Source organism: Actinomarinicola tropica, from assembly GCF_009650215.1.
Lineage (GTDB): Bacteria > Actinomycetota > Acidimicrobiia > Acidimicrobiales > SKKL01 > Actinomarinicola > Actinomarinicola tropica.
In genome coordinates this window covers 3,027,456-3,051,400 of the sequence record NZ_CP045851.1, presented here as the reverse complement: position 1 = coordinate 3,051,400, position 23,945 = coordinate 3,027,456, and the positions used below count along the sequence as shown (strand labels likewise).

General features: G+C 67.2%; 15 protein-coding genes and 2 pseudogenes. 10 read left to right on the top strand and 7 right to left on the bottom strand.

From position 1 onward, the window contains the following. The first annotated feature begins 24 nt into the window (after positions 1 to 24). From GH723_RS14950 to GH723_RS14905, 10 genes are all read left to right on the top strand, one after another. On the top strand, positions 25 to 2,538 hold the full coding sequence (locus GH723_RS14950; RefSeq protein WP_229022865.1) for a heavy metal translocating P-type ATPase: 2,514 nt from the start codon (positions 25 to 27) through the stop codon (positions 2,536 to 2,538). Between the two features lie 100 nt (positions 2,539 to 2,638). Further along, the gene (locus GH723_RS14945) at positions 2,639 to 4,756 is read left to right on the top strand and encodes a heavy metal translocating P-type ATPase (protein WP_153760393.1); all 2,118 of its coding nucleotides are present in this window, start codon (positions 2,639 to 2,641) and stop codon (positions 4,754 to 4,756) included. 375 nt (positions 4,757 to 5,131) lie between these two features. After that, on the top strand, positions 5,132 to 5,746 hold the full coding sequence (locus GH723_RS14940; RefSeq protein ID WP_153760392.1) for an LOG family protein: 615 nt from the start codon (positions 5,132 to 5,134) through the stop codon (positions 5,744 to 5,746). Between the two features lie 64 nt (positions 5,747 to 5,810). Next, positions 5,811 to 7,169 carry an MBL fold metallo-hydrolase RNA specificity domain-containing protein gene (locus GH723_RS14935; protein WP_153760391.1) on the top strand — a complete coding sequence of 453 codons (1,359 nt, stop codon included), beginning with the start codon at positions 5,811 to 5,813 and terminating at the stop codon, positions 7,167 to 7,169. 133 nt (positions 7,170 to 7,302) lie between these two features. Then, a complete protein-coding gene (locus tag GH723_RS14930; protein ID WP_153760390.1) occupies positions 7,303 to 8,391 on the top strand; it encodes a type II glyceraldehyde-3-phosphate dehydrogenase in 1,089 nt (362 codons plus the stop codon). 10 nt (positions 8,392 to 8,401) lie between these two features. Further along, on the top strand, positions 8,402 to 10,837 hold the full coding sequence (locus GH723_RS14925) for a phosphoketolase family protein (protein WP_153760389.1): 2,436 nt from the start codon (positions 8,402 to 8,404) through the stop codon (positions 10,835 to 10,837). Between the two features lie 13 nt (positions 10,838 to 10,850). Then, positions 10,851 to 14,054, top strand: coding sequence for a beta-phosphoglucomutase family hydrolase (locus GH723_RS14920; RefSeq protein ID WP_229022864.1), 3,204 nt, complete (start codon positions 10,851 to 10,853; stop codon positions 14,052 to 14,054). Between the two features lie 37 nt (positions 14,055 to 14,091). Beyond that, positions 14,092 to 15,198 carry an acetate/propionate family kinase gene (locus GH723_RS14915; RefSeq protein ID WP_153760388.1) on the top strand — a complete coding sequence of 369 codons (1,107 nt, stop codon included), beginning with the start codon at positions 14,092 to 14,094 and terminating at the stop codon, positions 15,196 to 15,198. A gap of 8 nt (positions 15,199 to 15,206) precedes the next feature. Continuing rightward, the gene (locus GH723_RS14910) at positions 15,207 to 15,749 is read left to right on the top strand and encodes an adenylate kinase family protein (protein ID WP_195210342.1); all 543 of its coding nucleotides are present in this window, start codon (positions 15,207 to 15,209) and stop codon (positions 15,747 to 15,749) included. 151 nt (positions 15,750 to 15,900) lie between these two features. After that, positions 15,901 to 16,500, top strand: coding sequence for a M15 family metallopeptidase (locus GH723_RS14905; RefSeq protein ID WP_229022863.1), 600 nt, complete (start codon positions 15,901 to 15,903; stop codon positions 16,498 to 16,500). 86 nt (positions 16,501 to 16,586) lie between these two features. Here GH723_RS14905 and GH723_RS14900 read toward each other — a convergent pair whose 3' ends face one another. From GH723_RS14900 to lgt, 7 genes and pseudogenes are all read right to left on the bottom strand, one after another. Then, positions 16,587 to 16,943 (bottom strand): c-type cytochrome, encoded by a 357-nt coding sequence (locus GH723_RS14900; RefSeq protein ID WP_229022862.1) that lies wholly within the window; start codon positions 16,941 to 16,943, stop codon positions 16,587 to 16,589. 420 nt (positions 16,944 to 17,363) lie between these two features. Next, positions 17,364 to 18,596, bottom strand: a complete 1,233-nt coding sequence (locus tag GH723_RS14895) for an IS256 family transposase (RefSeq protein WP_153758818.1) — start codon at positions 18,594 to 18,596, stop codon at positions 17,364 to 17,366. A gap of 82 nt (positions 18,597 to 18,678) precedes the next feature. Next, positions 18,679 to 19,502, bottom strand: a pseudogene (gene istB, locus GH723_RS14890) (IS21-like element helper ATPase IstB). Then, complete coding sequence (locus tag GH723_RS14885) at positions 19,499 to 20,818, bottom strand: Mu transposase domain-containing protein (protein ID WP_153760385.1); 1,320 nt, start codon at positions 20,816 to 20,818, stop codon at positions 19,499 to 19,501. The pseudogene istB and the gene GH723_RS14885 overlap by 4 nt, the downstream one beginning before the upstream one ends. Positions 20,819 to 20,972: 154 nt before the next feature. Then, positions 20,973 to 21,452 carry a hypothetical protein gene (locus tag GH723_RS14880; RefSeq protein ID WP_153760384.1) on the bottom strand — a complete coding sequence of 160 codons (480 nt, stop codon included), beginning with the start codon at positions 21,450 to 21,452 and terminating at the stop codon, positions 20,973 to 20,975. 159 nt (positions 21,453 to 21,611) lie between these two features. Then, positions 21,612 to 22,897 (bottom strand): annotated as a pseudogene (locus tag GH723_RS14875) (class I SAM-dependent methyltransferase). Positions 22,898 to 22,928: 31 nt separating this feature from the next. Further along, positions 22,929 to 23,762 carry a prolipoprotein diacylglyceryl transferase gene (gene lgt / locus GH723_RS14870; protein ID WP_153760383.1) on the bottom strand — a complete coding sequence of 278 codons (834 nt, stop codon included), beginning with the start codon at positions 23,760 to 23,762 and terminating at the stop codon, positions 22,929 to 22,931. Positions 23,763 to 23,945 lie beyond the last annotated feature (183 nt).

Here is a 23,945-nt window from a genome sequence, read left to right as displayed (position 1 = left end):
CAGGGGAATGGAGAGCTGAACACGATGGTGAACACTCACCAGACGACCGCCCCGCGCGTCGACGCCGAAGCTGTTGTCGACGTGGCCGTCGAAGGCATGACCTGTGGGTCCTGCGCCGCTCGCGTCGAGCGGGTGCTGACTCGCCAGCCAGGAGTCACCAAGGCCGGAGTGAACTTCGCGACTGGCCAAGCACGGATACACACCATCGGCTCGGTCTCCTGGGACGGCCTGGTCGAAGCGATCGACCGGGCCGGCTACAAGCTCCAGGCGCCTCAAGAGCCGCCAGAAGTGGTGGAGTTCGATGTCGACGGGATGACCTGTGGATCCTGCGCGGCCCGAGTGCAGCGGGTGATCGAGCGACACGACGGGGTCGCCTCGGCTGAGGTGAACTTCGCCACCGGCCGGGCGAGGGTCACACAGGGCCGCCCGGTCGACCTGACGGCTCTCACAGCGGCAGTCGAAAAGACCGGCTACCAGATGCGACCACTGGGAGGTACCCAGGCGCCGGCCGCTGACCGAGCAGCGGCGACCGAAGAAGCCGAGGAGCGCCAACGACGCACCTGGTTCGTCCGGATGGTCGTGACCCTGCCGTTGGCGCTGGCGATGGCTTCCACCATGTTCTGGCACGACGTGGCGACGATGAACCCATACGTGCGGTTCGCTCAATGGGCCATCGCCACGCCGGTGCAGTTCTGGGCTGGTTGGCCTTTCCTACGTGAGGCGGCCCGAAGAGCTCGAAGGGCGTCCGCGAACATGGACACCCTGATCGCCATGGGCACCTCCGCCGCCTACTTGTTCAGCACCTATCAGCTGATCATCGGCGGTCACGACCTCTACTTCGAGGCGCAGGTCGTCATCATCGCCTTCATCATCCTGGGTCGGTACCTCGAGTCCCGCGCCAAAGGCCGGGCGGGCAAGGCCATCCGCGCTCTTCTCGAGCTCGGCGCCAAGGAGGCACGCCTTCTGCGAGACGGTGAGGAGGTCCTGGTCCCGATCGAGGACGTCGTCGTTGGGGACCTCATCAGGGTTCGGCCTGGCGAGAAGATCCCTGTCGATGGGACGGTCGTCGACGGCTCGTCTGCGGTGGACGAGTCGATGCTCACCGGCGAATCGATCCCCATTGACAAGACGCCTGGCACGCGCGTCGCCGGTGCGACCATCAACACCTCTGGCGTGCTGACCGTCTCAGCTACCGCTATTGGTGGTGATTCGTCGCTCGCCCAGATCGTTCGTCTCGTCGAGGAAGCCCAGGCGGGCAAGGGTGCGGCGCAGCGGCTCGCTGACAAGGTGTCGGCGGTCTTCGTGCCGGTTGTCATCGCCATAGCTGCCGTCACGTTCGTGGTGTGGGCGACCATCGGGGGTGACCCACAAGCTGGGCTGCTGGCGTCGGTGGCCGTGCTCATCATCGCATGCCCCTGTGCTCTCGGCCTTGCCACGCCCATGGGGATCATGGTTGGCACAGGTCGTGGCGCTCAGCTAGGCGTCCTCATCAAGTCGGTCGAGGTGCTGGAGCGCACCCGCCACATCAGCACCGTGGTGTTCGACAAGACCGGGACCCTCACCAGGGGCGCGATGACACTGACCGACGTGGTCTTGGACAGCACCGAGGAAGCCACGCTCTTGAACTTCGCCGGAGCAGTCGAGGCTGACAGTGAGCACCCGATCGGCCAAGCGGTGGCTGTCGGCGCTCGCGAGCGGCTCGGTGCGGCACTGTCCGCCTCCACAGACTTTCGGGCTCTCGCCGGACACGGGGTGCGAGCCAATGTTGACGGCACCGACGTGACCGTCGGACGACGCAAGCTCATGGGCGAAGCCGGGATGCGGATGTCTCCAAGCCTTGAGATCGCAGCTACTGAGCTTGAGGCGCAAGGCCGCACCGCTGTCTTTGCTGGCTGGGACGGTCAGGTGCGCGGTGTCCTGGCCGTCGCAGACACGCTCAAGGACGAGGCGGCGGACGTCGTGGCCCAGTTGCACCGGATGGGTCTGCAGGTGGCGATGATCACGGGCGACAACGCCCGCACTGCGGGTGCGATCGCTTCTCAGGTGGGCATCGATCGTGTGCTCGCGGAAGTGCTTCCTGAAGAGAAGCAGTCCGAAGTTGCCCGACTCCAGGCGGATGGGCAGGTGGTTGCCTTCGTCGGTGACGGGGTGAACGATGCCCCTGCCCTGGTGCAGGCCGATCTGGGAATGGCGATCGGAAGCGGAACCGATGTGGCGATCGAGTCCAGTGATCTCACGCTCATGCGTGGTGACCTGGGCGGGGTCGTCGTCGCTATTGCCCTATCGCGGCGGACGCACCGCACCATCATGCAGAACCTCTTCTGGGCGTTCGCGTACAACACGGCGGCCATCCCCCTCGCGGCGTTTGGTTTCCTCAGCCCGATGATCGCTGGTGCCGCCATGGCGTTCTCCTCGGTCAGTGTGGTCGCCAACAGCCTCCGGCTCCGCCGCTTCGGGGAGCGCCCACAGGACACTCACACAAGGGGCGGAAGGAAGCCGATGCGCCTCCCGCCGCGACCCGTGAAGACGGGTTCATGAATCCTCAGCCCGAACCCACCGAAGATGAGGTCGTTCGCGTCCGGGTCGCCACCCGTAGCGGCACAGTCCGGTTGGAAGAAAAGTCGATCATGGAGATTGCATGAGCACCGACCACGATTCTCACCACGACGGCCACCGAGGTCACGACGAGCCTGCCCACTCTGGTCACGCTGGAAGTGGTGGTCACGGTTCGCACGGACACGGGAAGCACGCCGGCCACCACACTGAGCAGTTCCGCAAGCGGTTCTGGTGGAGCCTGCTGCTGACGGTTCCGGTGGTCATCACCAGTCACATGATCATGGACTGGTTCGGTTACGACCTGGACTTCTATGGCATCGAGTGGATCGGTCCCGTACTGGGATCGGTGATCTTCTTCTGGGCCGGCTGGCCGTTCCTCGAGGGCGGTTGGCGGGAGGCCAAGGACCGTCAGCCCGGCATGATGCTGTTGATCTCGATGGCGATCACCGTCGCCTTCGTGGCGTCGATGGCGACGTCGCTCGATATGTTCGACCTGGACTTCTGGTGGGAGCTGGCGCTGCTGGTCACCATCATGTTGCTGGGACACTGGCAGGAGATGAAGGCGCTCGGCCAGGCCCAGGACGCCGTCGCCGCACTAGCCGAACTGTTGCCCGACGAGGCTGAGCGCGTCCGCGAGGACGGATCGGTCGAGCCGGTGGCGATCGACTCGCTCCAGGTGGGCGATGTGGTGTTGGTCCGCTCCGGTGCCCGAGTCCCAGCGGATGGCGAGATCGTCGACGGGTCTGCGGAGCTGGACGAGTCGATGATCACCGGCGAATCGAAGCCGGTTGCCAAGGGCATCGGTGACCCTGTCGTGGCGGGCACGGTGTCAACCGACTCGGCGATCCGAGTGCGGATCGACGCGGTCGGCGAGGAGACGACCCTGGCGGGCATCCAGAGGCTGGTTGCTGAGGCAGAGGCGTCGCGGTCACGCACTCAGGTGTTGGCTGACCGGGCCGCTGCCTTGCTGTTCTACGTGGCAACCGGGGCGGCGGTGATCACGGCGATCGTGTGGACCGCGATGGGTGACAGCAGCGAAGCTGTGACCCGAGTCGTCACGGTGCTCATCATCTCGTGCCCCCATGCGCTTGGTCTTGCCATCCCGTTGACGACGTCGATCTCGTCAGCGCTGGCGGCTCGCAACGGGATTCTGGTCAAGGATCGGCTCGCGCTCGAGCAGAGCCGCACCGTCGACGCCTTCCTGTTCGACAAGACCGGCACGCTCACCAAGGGCGAACACGTTGTCGTCGGGGCGTCCGGCGCAGGTGGCACCAGCGATGACGCGGTCCTGAGGCTCGCGGCAGGCGTGGAGTCCGACAGCGAACACCCCTTGGCCCGCGCCATTGTCGCCGCAGCGAAGGAACGGGGGGACGTGGCGACGGCTAGGGATTTCCGCTCCATAACCGGACGCGGCGTCGAAGCCACCGTCGAAGGCGAGACCCATGCCGTCGGTGGCCCCAACATGGTCCGGGAGCGTGGCCTCGCCGAGCCCGACGACCTCACCGAGTGGGCGCAGGGCTGGAGGGAGCGGGGCTCGTCAGTCCTCTACGTGACACGCGGCGACGCCATCATCGGCGGCATCGCCCTCGAGGACGAGGTTCGACCTGAGGCCCGCGAAGCCGTGAGACAGGTCCAAGCGATGGGCCGCAGAGTGGTGTTGATCACCGGTGATGCCCGTGAGGTCGCTGATGCGGTCGGTCGAGATCTCGGAGTCGACGAGGTGATGGCCGAGGTCCTCCCCGAGGACAAGGATGCCAAGGTTGCCGAGCTGCAAGCCCGAGGGTTGAACGTGGCGATGGTCGGCGACGGCGTGAACGACGCTCCGGCGCTAGCGCGCGCCGATGTCGGCATCGCCATCGGCGCTGGCACCGATGTCGCCATCGAATCCGCGGGGCTGATCCTGGCTAGCTCAGATCCACGAGCGGTTGTTGGCATCGTCCGTCTTTCGAAGGCGGCGTACCGCAAGAGCCTCCAGAACCTTTGGTGGGCGGCTGGCTACAACATCCTGGCCATCCCGATCGCGGCCGGCGCACTCAGCTGGGCTGGGATCAACATGCCACCGGCCCTCGCCGCGGTGCTGATGAGCACGTCGACCATCGTGGTAGCGCTCAATGCTCAGTTGTTGCGGAGGGTGGAGCTTCGCCCGCCCGCGCTCGAAGACCAGGAAGGCGAACGGGCCCATGCAGGGGTCTCCACATGAAAGGGATATTTCGATGGAAGAAGCGGGGCAAACGAAGAGTTCCGACCGAGGACTTCTCATCGCACTGGCAATCTGCTGCATAGGACCGATGCTCTTGATCGTGGTCCTCACATCGGTGGTCGGCGTTACTTTGGGCTGGGCGGCAGCTCTGAGCCTGGGATTGATTGCCGCCGGGGTGTGCATCGCCGTCATGGTTCAGCGCCATGCTGGTCACAGCCATAGTGTCGACCGCGGTGCACACCGGTGACGTCGACCGGAGACGCGGAGTCGAAAGTCCGCAGCTCCGACTGGCGGCCTCGGACAGCTGACGAAGATCTCTTGTGCTCTTGCGGCCATCTCGAGTTTGCAAGCGATGATCCCGAGCGGGTTGCACGTATGGCCGCTGAACTCGAAAACGGGTTCGCCGAGCTTCGCGGTGTGGTGAAGGCGGTATCGGTGTTCGGCTCGGCCCGAACCGGGCCTGCGAGCGCTGAATATGCTGGAGGAAGGGCGGTTGCCGAAGCTTTGGGCCACGCCGGCTTTGCGGTGATCACCGGTGGAGGTCCCGGTGTGATGGAGGGCGCCAACCGGGGTGCACGCGATGCCAACGCGTTGTCGATCGGCCTGACCATCGAGCTCCCGCACGAGCAGGAGACCAATGAGCACGTCGACCGAGCGGTCCACTTCGACTACTTCTTCGCTAGGAAGGTCATGTTCGTCCGTTACGCGGCCGCCTTTGTCGCGCTGCCCGGCGGATTCGGGACCCTCGATGAGCTGTTCGAAGCCCTGACCCTCATCCAGACCGAGAAGATCAAGAACTTTCCTGTCGTGCTGGTCGGGACCGAGTACTGGTCCGGGCTGCTCGAGTGGCTGCGCGTCCAGCTTCGCGATGAGGGACTGATCTCCCCGATGGACCTTGATCTGGTCCATCTCACCGACGAACCCGACGAGGTTGTGGACATCGTGGTACGCGGGCATCAAGCACAACTCGCCACCTTGGGGCTCTCCTGAAGCGACCTTGGGTCGGGTCGACCCACCACGACGCCTTGATCGGCGCACAAGAAGAAGGAACATCATGCGTGTCACATTCTGGGGTGCGGCCGAGACCGTGACCGGCTCACGGTTTCTAGTTGAAACCGGGGGCCGACGACTACTCATCGATTGCGGCCTGTTCCAAGGGGTGAAGCGGATTCGAAAGCGAAATTGGGACCCGTTCCCGGTGGACCCCGCAACCATCGATGCCGTCGTGCTGACCCACGCCCATATCGACCACACAGGCTACCTGCCAGCACTCGTTCGGGATGGCTTCCGCGGACAGATTTGGTGCACCCCCGCCACCGCCGATCTCGGCAAGATCCTCCTCCCAGACTCGGCGCACATCCACGAAGAGGATGCTCGCTATGCGAACAGACGGAAGTCGAGCCGCCACCAGCGGGCTGTTCCGCTCTACACCTCAGAGGACGCCCTACAGGCCCTGAAGGCATTCCGTCCCCAACCTTTCTTGGAGCCATTCGAACCTGTCCCCGGTGTCGAAGTTCTCTTCAGCCCGGTGGGCCACATCCTTGGCGCCGCTGCTGTTCGAGTCGCTGATGAGAACACATCCGTGTTGTTCACCGGCGACGTCGGACGCCCGGTCGACCCCGTGATGAAGGCCCCTGCGCCAGCCCCCCTTACTGATCACATCGTCACCGAGTCGACATATGGAGATCGCATCCACGAGCAGAGCGACCCATCCGATGCGCTCGCCGACGTGGTGGTCCGCACGATGGAGCGAGGCGGTACCTTGCTGGTTCCAGTCTTCGCCGTCGGGCGTGCACAGACCGCGCTTCATCTGCTCAGCGAACTGATGTCGTCGGGCCGCATACCCCGCGTTCCTATCTACATGAACAGCCCGATGGCCGTCAGCGCCACCGACTTGTTCTGCGATCATCTCGACGAACATCGATTGACAGTCCAACAATGTAAAGCCATGTGCGACGACGTCGTCTTCGTTCGTTCCGTGGAGGAATCCAAGCAACTGACGTCTCGGTCGGGACCGATGGTCGTCCTTTCGGCGAGTGGCATGCTGACCGGTGGGCGAGTCTTGCACCACCTGCAACAGGTGGGGCCAGACCATCGCAGCACGGTTCTTCTCGTGGGTCACCAGGCCGCAGGCACCCGCGGTCAGGCACTCCTCGCAGGCGCGAACCGGGTGAAGGTGTTCGGTTCGTACGTGCCGATCCGAGCTGAGGTTGCGACGATCGGTGGCCTTTCGGCCCACGCCGATGCCGACGAACTCACCGACTGGTTCAGGTCCTCTGAGCTTGCGCCGCGAACCACGCACATCGTTCATGGCGAACCGGCCTCTGCCGACGCGCTCCGTCGCTCGCTGCGCGACGACCTCGGTTGGAACACCAACGTTCCGGCCCACGGCGACGCCGTCGAACTCGCCTAGGAGGGCTGCTGCGCGGAGTGATCTAGACGACTACGGTTTGTCGTAGTCGCGGCGTCAGGTTGCGGCGTTCACTCAGACCAAGCCGTTCGGATCTATCGGGACGACGGGCCCGGTTGAACCAAGGAGATGCGTCATGGATCAAAAGGTTCGGGTTGCGGTCAACGGCTACGGCGTGATCGGCAAGCGCGTGGCCGATGCCGTCACGCTTCAAGACGACATGGAGCTGGTCGGGATCGCCGATATGGCATCGGACTATCGGATTCGGATCGCGGCTGAGCGCGGGCACCGCGTGTTCGCCTCCGACGACGCCGCACGCACCGAGATGGAGGCGGCAGGAATACCGACCGTGGGGACCTTGGATGATCTCCTCGGGGCGGTCGACGTCGTGGCCGACTGCGCCCCGAAGAAGCTTGCCGCTGCGAACAAGGCTCGATACGAGGCCGCCGGGGTGAAGGGCATCTGGCAGGGCGGCGAAAGCCATGAACTCACTGGCCTCTCCTTCTGCGCGCAGGTCAACTACGCCGATGCGATCAACCGTGATTGGGCGCGGGTTGTCTCGTGCAACACGACGGCACTCAGCCGCACCATGCATGCGCTTCACCGGCAAGGCTGGGTCCACCGCGTCAGAGCGGTCCTTCTTCGGCGGGCAACCGATCCCTGGGAGTCACACATCAACGGCACGATCAACACGGTTGTGCCAGAGATGAAGGTGCCGAGCCACCAGGGACCCGACGTCCAGACCATGCTCCCTGACCTCGACATCACCACGATGGCCGGATCCGGTCCGTTCAACCTGAGCCACGTCCACTTCGCCATGGTGGAGACCACCCGGCCGGTCAGCATCGAGGAGCTCAAGGCAGCTTTGGCGGACGAACCCCGAATCGCTTTCGTTCGCGCCGCGGACGGTGTGGTGGCGGCGAACTCGGTCGTGGAGCTCATGCGTGACATGGGGCGTCCACGCGGCGACATGTGGGAGGTGGCGGTATGGGAGGACTCCCTTTCCACCGACGGCCGAGAGGTCTACCTCACCCTCCAAGTAGACAACGAAGCGATCGTTGTTCCCGAGACCATCGACTGCATCCGAGCCATGAGTGGCATTGAGGCTGACGCAGCCACGTCGATCGCGAAGACCGACAAGTCGCTGGGCATCACCAAGACCTTCCTACCGGCCACCACGAACCCGATCGCCCAGGCCAGCGACTCCGACGTCTCGACGCCCTGAGGTACGACAGATGAGCGAGGACGACCCGACCGTGACAACGACGGAACATCGCCTACATGACGAGTCGGTGTCCCGCATCGATGCCTGGTGGCGAGCAGCCAACTACTTGTCGGTGGGACAGATCTACCTCATGGACAATCCGCTGCTGCGCGAGCCGCTCCTGGCGGAGCACGTCAAGCCGCGCCTGCTTGGCCACTGGGGCACCACACCCGGGCTCAACTTCATCTATGCCCACCTGAACCGGGCCATCACCGCCCGGGATCTCGACATGATGTACGTGATGGGTCCCGGCCACGGCGGGCCCGGTCCGGTGGCCGCGGCCTGGCTCGAAGGTACCTACAGCGAGGTCTACGCGGACGTCTCCCAGGACGAGGCGGGGATGCGGCGGCTGTTCACCCAGTTCTCTTTCCCGGGCGGGATCCCCAGCCATGTGGCGCCCGAGACGCCAGGATCGATCCACGAGGGCGGGGAGCTCGGCTACTCGTTGGCACACGCCTACGGGGCGGCGTTCGACAACCCGGACCTGATCGTCGCCGCGGTGGTGGGGGACGGTGAGGCTGAGACCGGTCCGTTGGCGGCCAGCTGGCACTCCACCAAGTTCATCGACCCTCGCCGGGACGGCGCAGTGCTGCCGATCCTTCACCTCAACGGTTACAAGATCGCCAGCCCGACCGTGCTCGCTCGGATCGACAGCGACGAGCTTGACGGGCTGCTGCGCGGCTTCGGCCACACGCCCCACATCGTCGAGGGCGACGACCCAGACACGATGCACCAAGCGTTCGCCGCGGCGCTTGACCGCTGCCTCGACGACATCGCCGAGATCCAGCGACGCGCCCGCAGCGGCGAGCTCAACGAGCGGCCGCGGTGGCCCATGCTGGTCCTGCGCTCACCGAAGGGGTGGACCGGGCCTGCGGAGGTCGACGGCCGCCCGGTCGAAGGGTCGTGGCGGTCGCACCAGGTGCCGTTCGCCGACGCTCGCAGCGACGACGACCACCGGGCCGTGCTGGAGCGATGGCTGCGCAGCTACCGACCAGAGGAGCTCTTCGACGACGACGGCGCGCCCGTGCCGGCGATCCGAGAACTTCACCCGGGGGGCGATCGACGGATGAGCGCCAACCCGCACGCCAACGGCGGCCCGATCGTGCGAGACCTCGCAATGCCCGACTTCCGTGACTATGCAGTCCCCGTCGACGCTCCCGGTACGGGTGCGGTCGAGGCCACCCGTGTGCTGGGAACGTTCCTGCGCGACGTCATGGCGGAGAACATGTCGACGTTTCGCGTCTTTGCCCCCGACGAGAACAACTCCAATCGCCTGAACGCGGTGCTGGATGTGACCGACCGGACCTGGAACGCCGGCACGGTCGACAGCGACGATGGCCTCGCGCCCGATGGACGAGTGATGGAGATCCTCTCCGAGCACCTCTGCCAGGGCTGGCTCGAGGGCTACCTGCTCACTGGTCGTCACGGTCTCTTCTCCTGCTACGAAGCGTTCATCCACATCGTCGACTCGATGTTCAACCAGCACGCCAAGTGGCTCAAGGTCACCAACGACATCGAGTGGCGGCGCCCGATTCCGTCGCTCAACTACCTGCTGACCTCCCACGTCTGGCGCCAGGACCACAATGGCTTCTCCCATCAGGATCCCGGCTTCATCGACCACGTCGTCAACAAGAAGGCGGAGGTCATCCGGGTCTACCTGCCGCCCGACGCCAACACCCTGCTGTCGGTCGCGGACCACTGCCTTCGCAGCCGGCAGTACGTGAACGTGATCGTTGCTGGCAAGCAACCTCAGCTCCAGTACCTCGACATCGATGACGCCATCGTGCACTGCACCAAGGGCATCGGGATCTGGGAGTGGGCGAGCACCGACGCCGCCGGCGAGCCTGACATCGTGCTCGGCTGCGCTGGTGACGTGCCGACCATGGAGACCCTGGCTGCAGCCGAGCTGCTCGTCGGCTGGTTCCCCGACCTACGGATCCGGGTCGTCAACGTCGTCGACCTCATGCGTCTCCAGGACGACAGGGAGCACCCCCACGGTCTGTCCGACCGTGATTTCGATGCCCTCTTCACGACCGACCGCCCGGTTCTGTTCGCCTATCACGGTTACCCGTGGCTGATCCACCGGCTCACCTACCGCCGCACCAACCACCACAACCTCCACGTGCGCGGCTACGTCGAGGAAGGCACCACGACGACGCCGTTCGACATGTGCGTCCTCAACCGGATCGACCGTTTCAACCTTGCTATGGCGGCACTCGACTTCGTGCCGCGCCTGCACAACGTCGCCGCCCACGCCCGCGAGGCACTCAAGAACAAGCTCATCGAGCACACGCAGTACATCCGCACCCACGGCGAGGACCTCCCCGAGATCCGCGACTGGCAGTGGACCGGCGTACCTGGGCCCGAGATGCGAGGCGAGAACGAGCCCCTCGACGAGCCCGTCTAGGAGGACCGCCCCAGTGGTCGCCGCCAACCCCCGCGAGGAACGTCGCCAGCCCGAGTCTCCGCGCGATCCTCTTCCATTGGCGCCGACAGGGGCGGCGCCGCCGTACGACGCCGTCATCTTCGACATGGACGGTGTGGTCACCGACACCGCGTCGGTGCACGCCGCCGCATGGGCCGAGCTGTTCGACGACGCGTTGCACGACCCGCGGGCGGGGCGTGCCGCACCGATCCCCTTCGACCCCGGCGGCGACTACCGCAGGTATGTCGACGGCCGCTCGCGCGAAGACGGCGTCGCCACGTTCCTCGACTCGCGCAGCGTCGACGTTCCGCTGGGCCAGGAAGGCGACCCTCCTGACGCGTGGACCGTGCACGGTCTCGCCGCCCGCAAGAACGATCTGTACCTGAAACGGCTGACCGAGCACGGAGTCCGGGTGTTCGCCGGTACGACGGACCTCATTCGACGGCTCCGCGCCGGTGGCATCCCGGTCGGCCTCGTGACCGCCAGCCGCGACGCAGACAAGCTGCTCGCCGCCGCCGAGATCAAAGACCTCTTCGACGTGGTCGTCGACGGTGCTCTCGCAGTCGATCTCGCACTACCCGGCAAACCCGACCCGGCCATGTTCCTGGAAGCGGCGCGGCGCCTAGCGGTCGACCCCGCCCGGGTCGCGGTGGTCGAAGACGCGGTATCGGGAGTGGCCGCGGCCAGCGCCGGAGGGTTCCGGCTGGTGGTCGGGGTCAACCGAGCCGACCAGCGCGCCGCACTGGAAGCAGCTGGGGCTGACCTCGTGCTCGACGACGTCGCGCTACTCGACCTCGGTGTGCTGCGCACCGACCCTTGGGTCGCGGCCTACGCCGGCTTCGACCCCGCACACGAAGGTCACCGCGAGGCGCTCACCACCGTCGGCAACGGCTACCTGGGCACCCGCGGCGCAGCTCCCGAACGGCGCGCCGACGGCATCCACTATCCCGGGACCTACCTGGCGGGGATCTACAACCGTCTTACGAGCATGGTCGAAGACCGCGAGGTGGAGGACGAGCACCTCGTCAACGCCCCGAACTGGCTGCTGCTGGATGTGCGCATCGACGAGGGCCGCTGGTGGTCAGACGGTGGACTGCACATCAGCGACGAACGACGTGAGCTCGACCTCCGTCGCGCCGTGCTCACCCGCACGGCGATCCTCACAGACGGCGACGGCCGGCGGCTGCGCCTCACCCAGCGGCGCCTGGCCTCGATGGACCGTCCCCACGTCGCTGCTCTGGAAACGACTCTCGTCGCCGACGGTTGGACCGGGGTCGTCACCGTCCGTTCCGGGATCGACGCCGGGATCACGAACTCCAACGTCGCCGAGTACGCGGCGCTCGCAAACCGTCACCTCACCGACGTCGATGCCTGGGATGCCGCTGCCGACACCCTCGTGGTGGTGACCGAGACCAGCCAGAGCCGGATCCGCATCGCGACTGCCGCTCGCACGACCGTCGCCAGTGTCACCCCCGTGCGCAGCGGCCACATCGACCTCGGCGACGGACGACACGTCCACGACCTGACGATCGAGCTGACAGACCAGAGCCCAATCGTCGTCGACAAGACCATCGCCTTCGCCACCTCACGTGACGTGGCGATCGCCTCACCGGAAGACGGTGCCCTCGCAGAGCTCTCGAGGGCACACGGCGGCTTCACCGGACGTCTCGAAGCCCACGAGGCCGCGTGGCGACGCCTATGGGGTCACTTCCGCATCGAGCTCGACGCAGAGCGAGATGTACAGCTGGTCCTCAACTTGCACGCATACCACCTGCTCAGCGCCATCTCGCCCCACACCGCCGAGGTCGACGCCGGAGTCCCCGCACGTGGTCTGCACGGGGAGGGGTATCGAGGTCACGTCTTCTGGGACGAGCTGTTCGTCCTCCCCGTCGTCGGGGTCCACCTCCCCGAGGTCAGCCGGGCCCTGCTCGAGTACCGCTGGCGTCGACTCCCGGCTGCCCGGCAGGCTGCCCGCGTCGCCGGCCTTGCCGGAGCCCGTTTCCCGTGGCAGAGCGGCAGCGACGGCCGCGAGGAGACGCCCGAACAGCTTTTCAACCTGCGCTCCGGTAGGTGGATGCCCGACAACTCGCGACGCCAGTACCACGTCGGCCTGGCCGTCGCCTTCAACGCCTGGCTCCACTACCAGGCCACCGACGATCGTGCCTGGCTGGCCGAGCGGGGTACGGATCTGATCATCGAGGTGGCCCGTCTCTTCGCCTCCCTCGCTACCCACGATGCTGCCAGCGACCGGTTCCACATCGAGGGCGTGATGGGACCCGACGAGTACCACGACGGCTACCCGGGCACGCCCGGCTCCGGGCTTCGCGACAACGCCTACACGAATGTCCTCGCAGCCTGGGTGTGCGGGCGAGCCGTCGACACGCTCGCTGAGCTGGCCGGCTACGCTGGCGACGAAGCCCGGGACCGACTCGACATCGCCATCGGTGAGGTCGAACGCTGGGAACAACTCAGCCGACGGCTGAACGTCTGCTTCCACGAGGACGGCGTGATCAGCCAGTTCGACGGCTACACAGACCTCACCGAGTTCGACTGGGACCACTACCGCGCGACCTACGGCAACATCGGCCGCCTCGACCTCATCCTCGAATCCGAAGGTGACGCCACCAACCGCTACAAGCTCTCCAAGCAGGCCGACGTCCTCATGGTCCTCTACCTGCTCGGACCCGATCAGCTCCTCGCGCAGCTCGACCGCCTCGGCTATCGCGTGAGCGGCGATTCCCTTCGGCGGACAGTCGACTACTACCTCGACCGCACCGCCCATGGCTCGACCCTCAGCCGGGTCGTGCACGCGTCGGTTCTCGCCCGACTCGATCCCGCCCGCGCCTGGGACCTGTTCCGCGACGCCCTCGTCGCCGACCTCGACGACACCCAGGGCGGCACCACCGCTGAAGGGATCCACCTGGGTGCCATGGCGGGGACGATCGACATCGTGACCCGCGCCTTCGCTGGCCTAGCTCTGTTGGACGATCCGCCGAGCTTCCATCCCCACCTCCCGAGCGGGCTGCACCACGTCGACTTCCGGCTTCACCATCGCGGACAGCTCATTGGCGTGTCCCTCGACCACGACCGGCTACGGCTGACCACAGCGGCCGACGGCCCCTCGGCACCCATCGAGGTGCGCGTCGGGCATCGTCGAGTGCGCCTCCCCGGCAACACCGCAGTGGACGTGGAATTGTGACCAGCTCGTTCGCTTGTCATCGACGGAGGTGGTACCGATGCACGTCCTCGTCGTGAACGCTGGCTCCTCCACGCTCAAGTTGCGGATCATCGACGAGCGCAGCGACGTCGTCAAAGGGCACGATGTCGATCCGTGGGACGGCGGGGGGTCCGCCGCCGATTTTCGTCGGTTCCTCGCCGACGGGCCAGCAGTCGACGCCGTCGGCCATCGCATCGTTCACGGCGGGAGTGATCTCAGGGAGCCAACGCTCGTGACGGCCGAGGTGGAAGCAACGATCGCCGCCCTCGCTCCACTGGCACCGCTGCATCAGGACCGCGCGCTGTCGGCACTCGCCGCCGCCCGTCGGATCTTGCCGCAGAGTCCGCACGTCGCCTGCTTCGACACCGCCTTCCACTCGACGTTGCCGATGGCAGCCCGCACGTACGCACTGCCATCCGAATGGCGAGAGCGATGGCACCTCCATCGGTTCGGGTTCCACGGCCTCTCCCACGCTTGGGCCGCAGCCCGTGGGGCGACCATCGCTGGACTTCCCGGCACTGCTCGCATCATCACCTGCCACCTCGGAAGTGGCGCTTCGCTGTGCGCCGTGGTCGATGGACGATCCATCGACACCACGATGGGTTTCACCCCACTCGACGGCATCGTCATGGCCACCCGCGCCGGAGCGGTCGACCCCGGACTGCTGCTGTGGCTCCTCACCGACGGCGGACTCGACGCCGGCGAGGTCGCCGAAGGCCTCGAGCGCCACGCGGGGCTCGCAGGCTTTGTCGAGAGCGGCGATATGCGCAAGGTTCTTGCCGCACGGGATGGGGGTGACCCCGGTGCCGTGCTCGGCTTCGACGTGTACGTGCATCGGCTACGTCAGGGCATCGCCGCCATGGCGGCATCCATGGGTGGTCTCGACCTACTCGTCTTCACCGGTGGTGTCGGAGAACACGCAGCCCCCGTCCGGGCGGACACTGCTGAAGGCTTAGGGTTTCTCGGAGTGAACGTCGACCGTAGAGCGAACGAGACGGCTTCCAGCGACACCGATATCAGCCCTGCTGGCGCTGCCGTGAGGACCGTCGTCATCACCTCTCGCGAAGACCTCGAGATCACACGGCAGGTGCGCGGGCTCCTCGGCTGGTCGGCGGAACGACCATGAGGGTGGTCATGCTCGGTCCGCCGGGCTCTGGCAAGAGCACGCACGCTCGACTGCTTGCCGAGCACCTCACGGTCATTCACCTGTCCGTTGGGGCGGCCCTTCGCGACGAGGTGGCGAAGCAGTCTCCGTTGGGCGAACGGATCGAGGCGACGGTGGCCGCCGGCGAGCTCGTTGACACCGCCGACGTGCTGGCGATCTTGGAGACGCGGTTGGTCGGGGCGACCGGTTCGGGAGGGTGGGTGCTTGACGGAGCACCCCGCACGCTCACCCAGGCCGAGGCGCTGGACGATTGGCTCGACGATCTTGAAGCTCCCGTCGAGTGCGTGATCGCGCTCGACGTCCCCGACTCCGAGGTTCGGAGTCGACTACTTCAACGAGGCCGCGCCGACGACAAACCAGACGTCATTGCCCATCGCATCCAGGTGTGGCAGCACGATGGGGGAGCGGTGCTGACCTGGTACGAGACAAAGCGTCGCCTGGTCCGGGTCGACGGAGTCGGCGACGTGGCAGATGTAGCTCGTCGCGTCATCGCCGCAGTTGAGCGGTTCTGACGGAGCCGAACCCGCACCGGCCCAGCGGGCACACGAGGGCGTCGCAATGCATCCGACGTCCATGCGCCAGATCCGGTCACATCCCTCAGCTCGTCGGCCACGGGGCCGACCAAACCAGGCGATGGATGGCATCGCTGTGATCCAGAGCCGCATGGCGACGATCGAGAACCGATTTGGTGGACGTCAACCCCGCATCGCCGAGGGGACCGCTGGTGCTGGTTCGCGGCTTCCGCCCCAGGCTACGGACGGTTTCAGCAGCATCTACTCCACTTCTGTTCGCTCACTTGCTTCGCCGACGCCCGCACATCGGCTGGCGCCTGGCGCCTATGGGCGGTTGCAGCCACCAGCGGAGCTGGTCGCGTTCGGAAACGGTCGTATTCCGGTTACCGAGCTCACCTCCATCGGCGTCGACGGTCACCAACTTCACGCGCCTGCGGCCGAGGCGTTCACCCTGCTGCGGTCAGCGGCATCTGCGGATGGAGTCAGCCTGGGCGTCATCAGCTCCTACCGGGACTTCGCGACACAGCAGCGGCTCGCGTCGGAGAAGGGTCTGTACTCGCAGGGCGGACTGGCCGCAGCGCCGGGAACCAGCAACCACGGCTGGGGACTCTCGCTCGACCTTGATCTCGACGCATCAGGTCAAGCGTGGATGAGAGACAACGCCTGGAGATTCGGCTTCGTCGAGGATGTCCCTCGCGAACCCTGGCATTGGACGTATCGGCCCGCCGCCGAGTCCGGCGGCAGGAGGTGAACCCGAGGAAGGCGGTCAGCAACCGGCCGGGCTTGGCCCAGATCGTTGGGGCCGGATCACGATCCGCACACCGGTGAAGGCTGGGGTCACTTCGGAGGGTAGGGCTCGAACCCGTGCTGCTCCTGTTGCTCGCGGATGTAGGCGATGATCACGTCGATCTCATCGTCATCAAGTCCGGCGACCGGTGCCATGTCGCCGAACTGCCAGTGATGGGCAGGTGAGCCCTGGGTGATCGCGGCCCGAAACGACGCATCGGGATGGTGGTCCGGCGCGTAGACCTGCGAGAGGTGCGACGGCCCCTGGTCGGTGCCCCGCAGATCGCTGCCATGGCAGGAGGCACACGACTGCTGATAGAGCGCCGCGCCATCGGCGGCCGTTGCTGCCTCAGGATCATCTTCCCCGCCCGAGCACGACACCAGAACAACCATGGTCGTGGCGGCCACGAGAACGGCTCGCGCGAGCCGCTTGAGGACAAGGGTTGGAGCTGAGTGCACGTCGACACGATACCGCTCGCCACAGCAGCCGACCTCGACCCGTCGCTGCGCGGTAACCCGGGGATATGGACTTCACCAGGTCCTTCACTCATCGACGATCATGCAATGCAAGCTGACGATGTGTTCCCCGCGAGTCTTGGACAATGGCTCGCGGCTGCAAATGTCCAGTCGTCGGCGCAACGTCAGCGGTTGGTGTTGGACCTGCTGACGGCGCTCGCCGGAATTCCCCGGTGTCGCTCATCGAAATTCCCCACCTGTGTGAGCGGTGGTCAGGTTAGTGGTCGGCGGTTGCCGGTGGTGGTGCGTCGGGATCGTGCCCCGTGGAGTGGTGGAAGTAGGTCTGTGAGCCTTGGCTTCGCCAGCCTGAGGTTACGCGGCTGGCAGCGCAGGGTTCGTCGTGGTCACCTCCGTGGGGTCGGGATCGATGGCGGCCATGCTCTCTTCGGAGAGGTAGCGGCGTTCGGAGATGGCCCAGTCGTCGTGTTGGTCGAGCAGGACGGCGCCGACGAGGCGGATGACCGAGGCGTCGTCGGGGAAGATCCCGACGACGTTGCTGCGGCGCTTGATCTCCTTGTTGATCCGCTCGAGCGGGTTCGTGGAGGCGATCTTGCGCCAATGCGCCCGGGGGAACGCGGTGTGGGCCAACACGTCCGCTTCGGCGCCCTCCAAGATCGCGGCGGCCTTGGGGAACTGACCCTCGAGGACCCCGACGACCTCATGCAGCTGGGCCCGGCACCCCTCGGCGGAGGGCTGGGCGAAGATCGTGCGGACCGTCGCGGCGACCATGTCTTTGGACGCGGAGGGCACGGTGCCCAAGATGTTGCGCATCAGATGCACCTTGCAGCGCTGCCAGGACGCGCCGGCGAGCACTCGTGGGATCGACGCCTTCAGCCCGGCGTGGGCGTCGGAGATGACGAGGCGCACTCCGCTGAGGCCTCGGTCCTTGAGGCCGCGGAGGAACGCGGTCCAGAACACCTCGTCTTCGCTGTCGCCGACGTCGACACCGAGGACCTCGCGGTCACCATTGGCGGTGACACCGGTGGCGACCACGACGGCCCGGGAGATGATCCGGTGGTTGATGCGGGCCTTGATGTAGGTGGCGTCGAGGTACAGGTAGGGGAACTCGACGTGGTCCAGGCGTCGGGTGCGGAACACGGCGACCTCTTCGTCGATCCCCGCGCAGATCCGCGACACCGTCGACTTCGACACCCCCGACTCACACCCCAGCGCCTGGACCAGATCGTCGACCTTCCGGGTCGAGGTGCCGGTGGTGTAGGCGGTCATGATCACACCCCACAGCGCCTTGTCGACCCGCCGGCGCGGCTCGAGCAGCGACGGGAAGAACGACCCGACCCGCACCTTGGGGATCCGCAGCTCCACATCACCCGCCGGCGTGGACAGCAGTCGGCTCCGAGAGCCGTTGCGCTGGTTGGTGCGGCTGTCGGTTCGCTCGTGGGGGCCGGCACCGATCGCGGCGGTGAGCTCGGCGTCGATCAACTCCTGCATCCCCGCCTCGAGCAGCCGGCGGAACAGCTCCTTGCTGTCACCATCGCCCAGACGCGCCAGCAGGTCAGCAACTCGGGCATCATCGTCATGGGTCATCGCGTGAGTTCCTTCCAGTGAGTGCTTTCGCAGGTCTCACCAAGGCTCACGCGATGGCCCAACCCATGGGGGGACCGTCTCGCTACCTACACCACCTCACGGGACGCCAACTGCGTCGGAGGGTGTCGGTGCGGGCGTGGTGGTCGCGGAGGCGGTAGCTGTCGCCGTCGAGGTTGAGCACGACGGAGCGGTGCAGGAGCCGGTCGAGCATCGCTGCGGCGACGGTGGTGTCGCCGAGGATCTCGCCCCAGGCGGCGACCCCGCGGTTGGTCGTCATCACGATCGAGGTGCGCAGGTAGCGCTGCGACACGACCTGGAAGAGCGCGGCCGCGGCTTCGGCGGGCAGCGGGAGGTAGCCGAGCTCGTCGATCACGAGCAGGGTGGGTCCGTTGAAGAAGCGCATGGTGTGCGCCCAGCGGCCTTCGATGGCGGCGCGGTGGCATCGGGCTGCGAGGTCGGCTGCGGTGGTGAAGTAGGTGCGGTAGCCGGTCTCGGCGGCGCGGCGGGCGAGGCCGACGGCGAGGTGGGTCTTGCCGACGCCGGGCGGTCCGATGAGCAACACGTTGGTCGCGGTCTCGAGGTAGCGGCCGGTGCCGAGCTCGGCGATGAGGTTCGGGTCGACGCCGGGTTGGGCGTCGTAGTCGAAGTCCTCGAGGGTGGCCGGGGTCGGGAGCGACGCGAAGCGGAGCCGCCCGGCGAGCCGGCGGGCTTCGGTCGCGTTGACCTCGATCGCCAACAGCCGCTCGAGCGCGGCGGTCATCGTGAGCCCTTCGGCTTGGGCTTGGTCGAGCACGACCGGGAGCGCTTCGGCGCAGGCGGTGAGCTTGAGGTCGCGAGGTGGCCTCGCAGTTGTTGGTAGGTCGAGGCTTCGCCGGCGGTGGCCGGCGGGCTCGTGGTGGTGGTCATGTCAGGGTGTTCCTTCCGTTGGCGGCTTGGGCGTAGCGGGCGAGATCGATGACCGTCGCCCCGGCGGGGTCGGTGCCGCGCAGGGCGGCGGCCGCGGCGAGCGCAGCGGGGCCTGGCGGGATGCGTTGCTTGGACCGGTGCGGTGGTGCGTCGCTGAACGCAGCCAGGGCGGCGCGGTTGAGAGCGGTGACGTGGCCGTGGTCGGCGACGACGGCGCCGGTCCCGGCGAGACGGTGGCGGGCGACCACGATGCCGGTGTCGGTGGCGATGTCGAGGTGGGCGTCGCCGAGCCGGGCGGTGACGGTCACTGCGGTGTGGGCGAGCTCGGGTGGGACCGAGTAGAAGTTCCCGCGGTAGGCGACCCGGGCGTTGGCGGCGACGCGCCGGTCGACGGTGACCGTGGCGGGGAACGGGCTCGGGACCGGCCGGAGCCGCTCAGTCTCGGCGTGGGCGGCGACGGTGGCGCGCCGGTCGCCGATGACCCGGGTTCGTTGGTCGAGGCGCTCCGCGCAGAGCCGGTCGAGTGACGCCTGGGCCTCCTCGACGGTGACGTCGTCGGAGAGGTTGCGCCACCAGCGCTGGGCTGCGGTGTGGTTGGCCTTCTCGACGACGCCCTTGCGGTTGCCGTGCCGCGGCGGGCAGATCGCGACCGACACCCCGTAGTGCTTCGCGACGCCGGCGAACGACGCGGTGATCCGACCGGTCGCGGGGTGACAGACCGTGGCCATGCGATCGAAGCGCCACACCGACGTGAGCCCGCCCAACTCGCGGCTCACCCGGTCGAGGCCGTCGATGACATGGGCCTGGTCCATCGACTCAGCCAGCACCCCGCGCCAGCGGGCCGAGTGCGCGAGCGCGCCGACGAACAGGTTCGCCGAGCTGCCCCACCCCCACGCGGCGGGCGGGTCGGGGAGCTCGAGCCAGTCCCACTGGGTCTCTTCGCCCGGCGGGTGCTCGATCACCGTGACCGCCCGGCCCTTCGCCGGCCGGCACGTCTCACACGCCGGGCGCAGCCCCCGGGCGCGGACCTGGCGGGTCAAGGTCTGGTAGCTCTGCTCGAACCCCAACGCGACGAGCTCGTCGAACAGCGTCGTGGCCCACAGGTGCGGGTCCTCGCCCAGCCGCTCCCGGGCGTAGTCGACGAACGGCTCGAACGGATCAACCGCCGGGCTCGCCCGTTCGCCAGCGACGCGGTCGCCGTTCAAGTAGGCCCGGATCGTCTTGCGCTCGCGGCCCAAGTGCCGAGCGATCACAGCGATCTTCCAGCCTCTGGCATGGAGCGCGTGCGCGTCCACATCTTCCTCCCGTGTGAGCATGAGACGGGGCTCCCTCGTCGTGCTGGTGGTGGTCGAAGACCGTCAGCATCGAGGGAGCCCCACCCCAGTTGGTGGAGCCCCACGGGTGGGGAATTTCAGTGAGCAACTCTGGGGAGATTCACCTGAGCGCCGTCACTGCCGGGTGTCGACCGTTTCAGCCGTGGCGGCCGGCCGACGCCAGCTCCGCCTCCGGGTTGCGGTCGCCGTCAGTGGTCCCGCAGCACGACACGCCCATTCCCGTTGAGGCAGACGACTTGTGATGGTGTGACCTGACCCGGCGTGCGGTGAGACGCCAGGCCGCCAGGCCGGCAAGGAGCAGCAGCGCCCCCAAGAAGCTCACGCTGGCCACGACGCCGAAGACGGCGATGCCTGCCAGCAGCAACACCGGGATGCCGCAGCACGCGGCGCACGCGCCGACGGCGGCGAGTCGGCCACGCCGACGGGGCCCAGAGGCGACCGAGTGGCAGTCCGCCGAGCTGGAAGACGTCGGCCTGCCCGCGCTGGTCTCGATCGACCGCCTGGCCGGCCACCACGCCGGCCGGTCGAGCGGAGGCTTCCCCTCGAGCAGCCACAGAAGCCGGCCGATGCCGCCTGCACACACCACCATGAGCCCTGCTGCGAAGACGAACCGCATTTAAGTACCTCCAGCCCTACCGGCGGACAAGGATGGGACGACTACAACTCGTAGTATCGGCCGGCTGTCCGCCCACTTGAGCGCAGCGCTGGTGATCCTGGGCCAGCATCGGCGCCGACTGGCGCGGGCGTCGACGGCTGATGAGATGACGGCCGGTCCTCATCGCGTCGCCCAGTCATCACGCGTCGGTGGCATGCCGCTGGCGCCGCTCGGGGCCGAGACCACGCCCAGTACCTGGTGCACCCCCAGACCCCCGTCGTCGAACCCGACAGCCGATGCCGCCATGTAGAGCCGCCAGACCCGTGCCCGGCGGACACCGACGAGCGCGACGGCGTCGTCCCAGTGCTGCTCGAGGTTTGCCACCCACGCTCGCAGGGTGAGCGCGTAGTGCTCGCGCAGGCCTTCGATGTCCCGGACCTCGAACCGGCGCGCTCCATGGACGACACGGTGTCGGCCACGTCGAGGAGCTCTCCATCGGGGAAGACATATCGGCCCATGAACGTCCGGCGCCCGATTCGCGAGGCGCCCACGGCGGAGATGGCGTGGTTGAGCATGCGGCCGCCTGGAGCGAGGCGCGAGTGAAGCACGGCGAAGTACTGGTCGATGCGCTCGTGCCCGACATGCTCGGACATGCCGATGGAGGCGATGACGTCGAACTCCTCGCCATCGAGTCGGCGGTAGTCCTGCAACCGGATGTCGATCTGGCTGGCGAGCCCCGCCTGGTCGACCCGCTGGCGTGCCGCGTGGACTTGCTGCGTGCTGATCGTCACGCCGACGACCTGGGCACCGTATTCGCGTGCGGCGTGGAGGGCGAGGGACCCCCATCCGCAGCCCACGTCGAGCAACCGCATGCCCGACCGGTCCTGCAGCCCGAGCTTGCGGCAGATGAGGTCGTGCTTCGACTCCTGTGCCTCGACCAGCGACACCCCTGGACGTGAGAACCGTGCGCAGGAGTAGGTGAGCGAGGGTCCGAGGATCAGCGCGTAAAAGTCGTTCCCGACGTCGTAGTGATGCCCGACGACCTCGGCGTCTCGACGGGACGAGTGGCGCCGGCCATGCGGGCGCAGCTCTTCCGGGGGCGGCGGGAGCGGCCGCCCTGCGGCGCCCAGGCGCTTGGCTGCGATGGTGGCGCGGGGGATGGACCGCCACGCTGTGTGCAGCCTACGACCCGCCGGTCGCAGCGCCCGCAGCGCTTCGTAGGTGTCGCCGTCGACGTCGACATCCTCGGCCACGAACGCTCGGGCGATGCCGAGCTCGCCAGGGGCCCAGAGGAGCCGTCGCAGCGCATCCGGTGAGCGGAGGCGGATGGTGGCGGGCGCGTCCGGAGGCCCCCAGGCCGACCCGTCCCAGAGGTGGAACCGCACGCCGATCGGCCCGATCAACGCAGCGAGAACGGGCCCCAGGGTGTCGGCGGCGCTCTGGGGGCGTCCGCGGCCTGCGGGCATCACGAGACGTCAGAGAGGATGGTCATCGTTCTCACCTCTGCGTTGCGCCCTGCTCGGGGGCGGGCATCGGATCAGCGTGGCGGGATTGCACGGCGAACACGGCGGCGGCGATCGCCAGCGCGGCGAAGCTCATCCAGATGTTGACCCGCAGCCCGAGAACCTCGTTCGCGGAGTCGATGCGGAGTGCTTCCACCCACAGGCGGCCGAGAGCGTAGCCGGCGACGTAGAGGGTGAAGAGCTGCCCGCGGCGGAGCCGGCCGGTGCGGTCGAGTCGGATGAGCAGCGCGGCGAGTGCGACGTTCCACAGCGCCTCGTAGAGGAACGTTGGGTGGTAGGTGGCGACGTGCTCGAGCCCGTCGGGGCGATGCGCGGGGTCGATCCGGACGGCCCATGGCAGGTCGCTGGGCCGGCCGAAGAGCTCCTGGTTGAACCAGTTGCCGAGACGGCCGATGGCCTGAGCGATGGGGATGGCCGGTGCGGCGACGTCGAGCAAAGTGGGGACGTCGAGACCCCGACGGCGGGCGAGGACGACTCCGGTGATCACCCCGGCGAGGAGGCCGCCGGGGATGCCGAGACCGCCCTCCCAGACCTCGACGACGCTCCACCAGCGTCCTTGGAAGCGCTGGTAGTCGGTGACGACGTGGTACAGGCGAGCGCCCACGAGCCCCATCGGCACGGCCCACATGGCGATGGTGGCCAGGGCTTCGGGGTCGCCGCCCCGGCGGGCGTAGCGCCGCTGTGCGATCCACACCGCGACCAGTACGCCGACCGCGATGGCCAGGCCGTAGGCGCGCAGCTGGACCGGGTCGATGCCAATGCTCTTGCCCGGTGGGCTGGGGATCGAGGCGATGAGGAAGGTGAGCATGGGCGGTCCGGTCGTCACTCGACGACGGGGGTTCCTTCCCTGCCCGCATCGCAGTGTCCGGTCACCGTGCAGCAATAGGTGTAGCGGGCAACGAAGCGCGTCATCCGGCTTCCTCCTGTGTCACGAGGTCCGCGTATGGTCCGACACCGTGTAGTAGCACGATCGGGCACTGTACAACGGTTG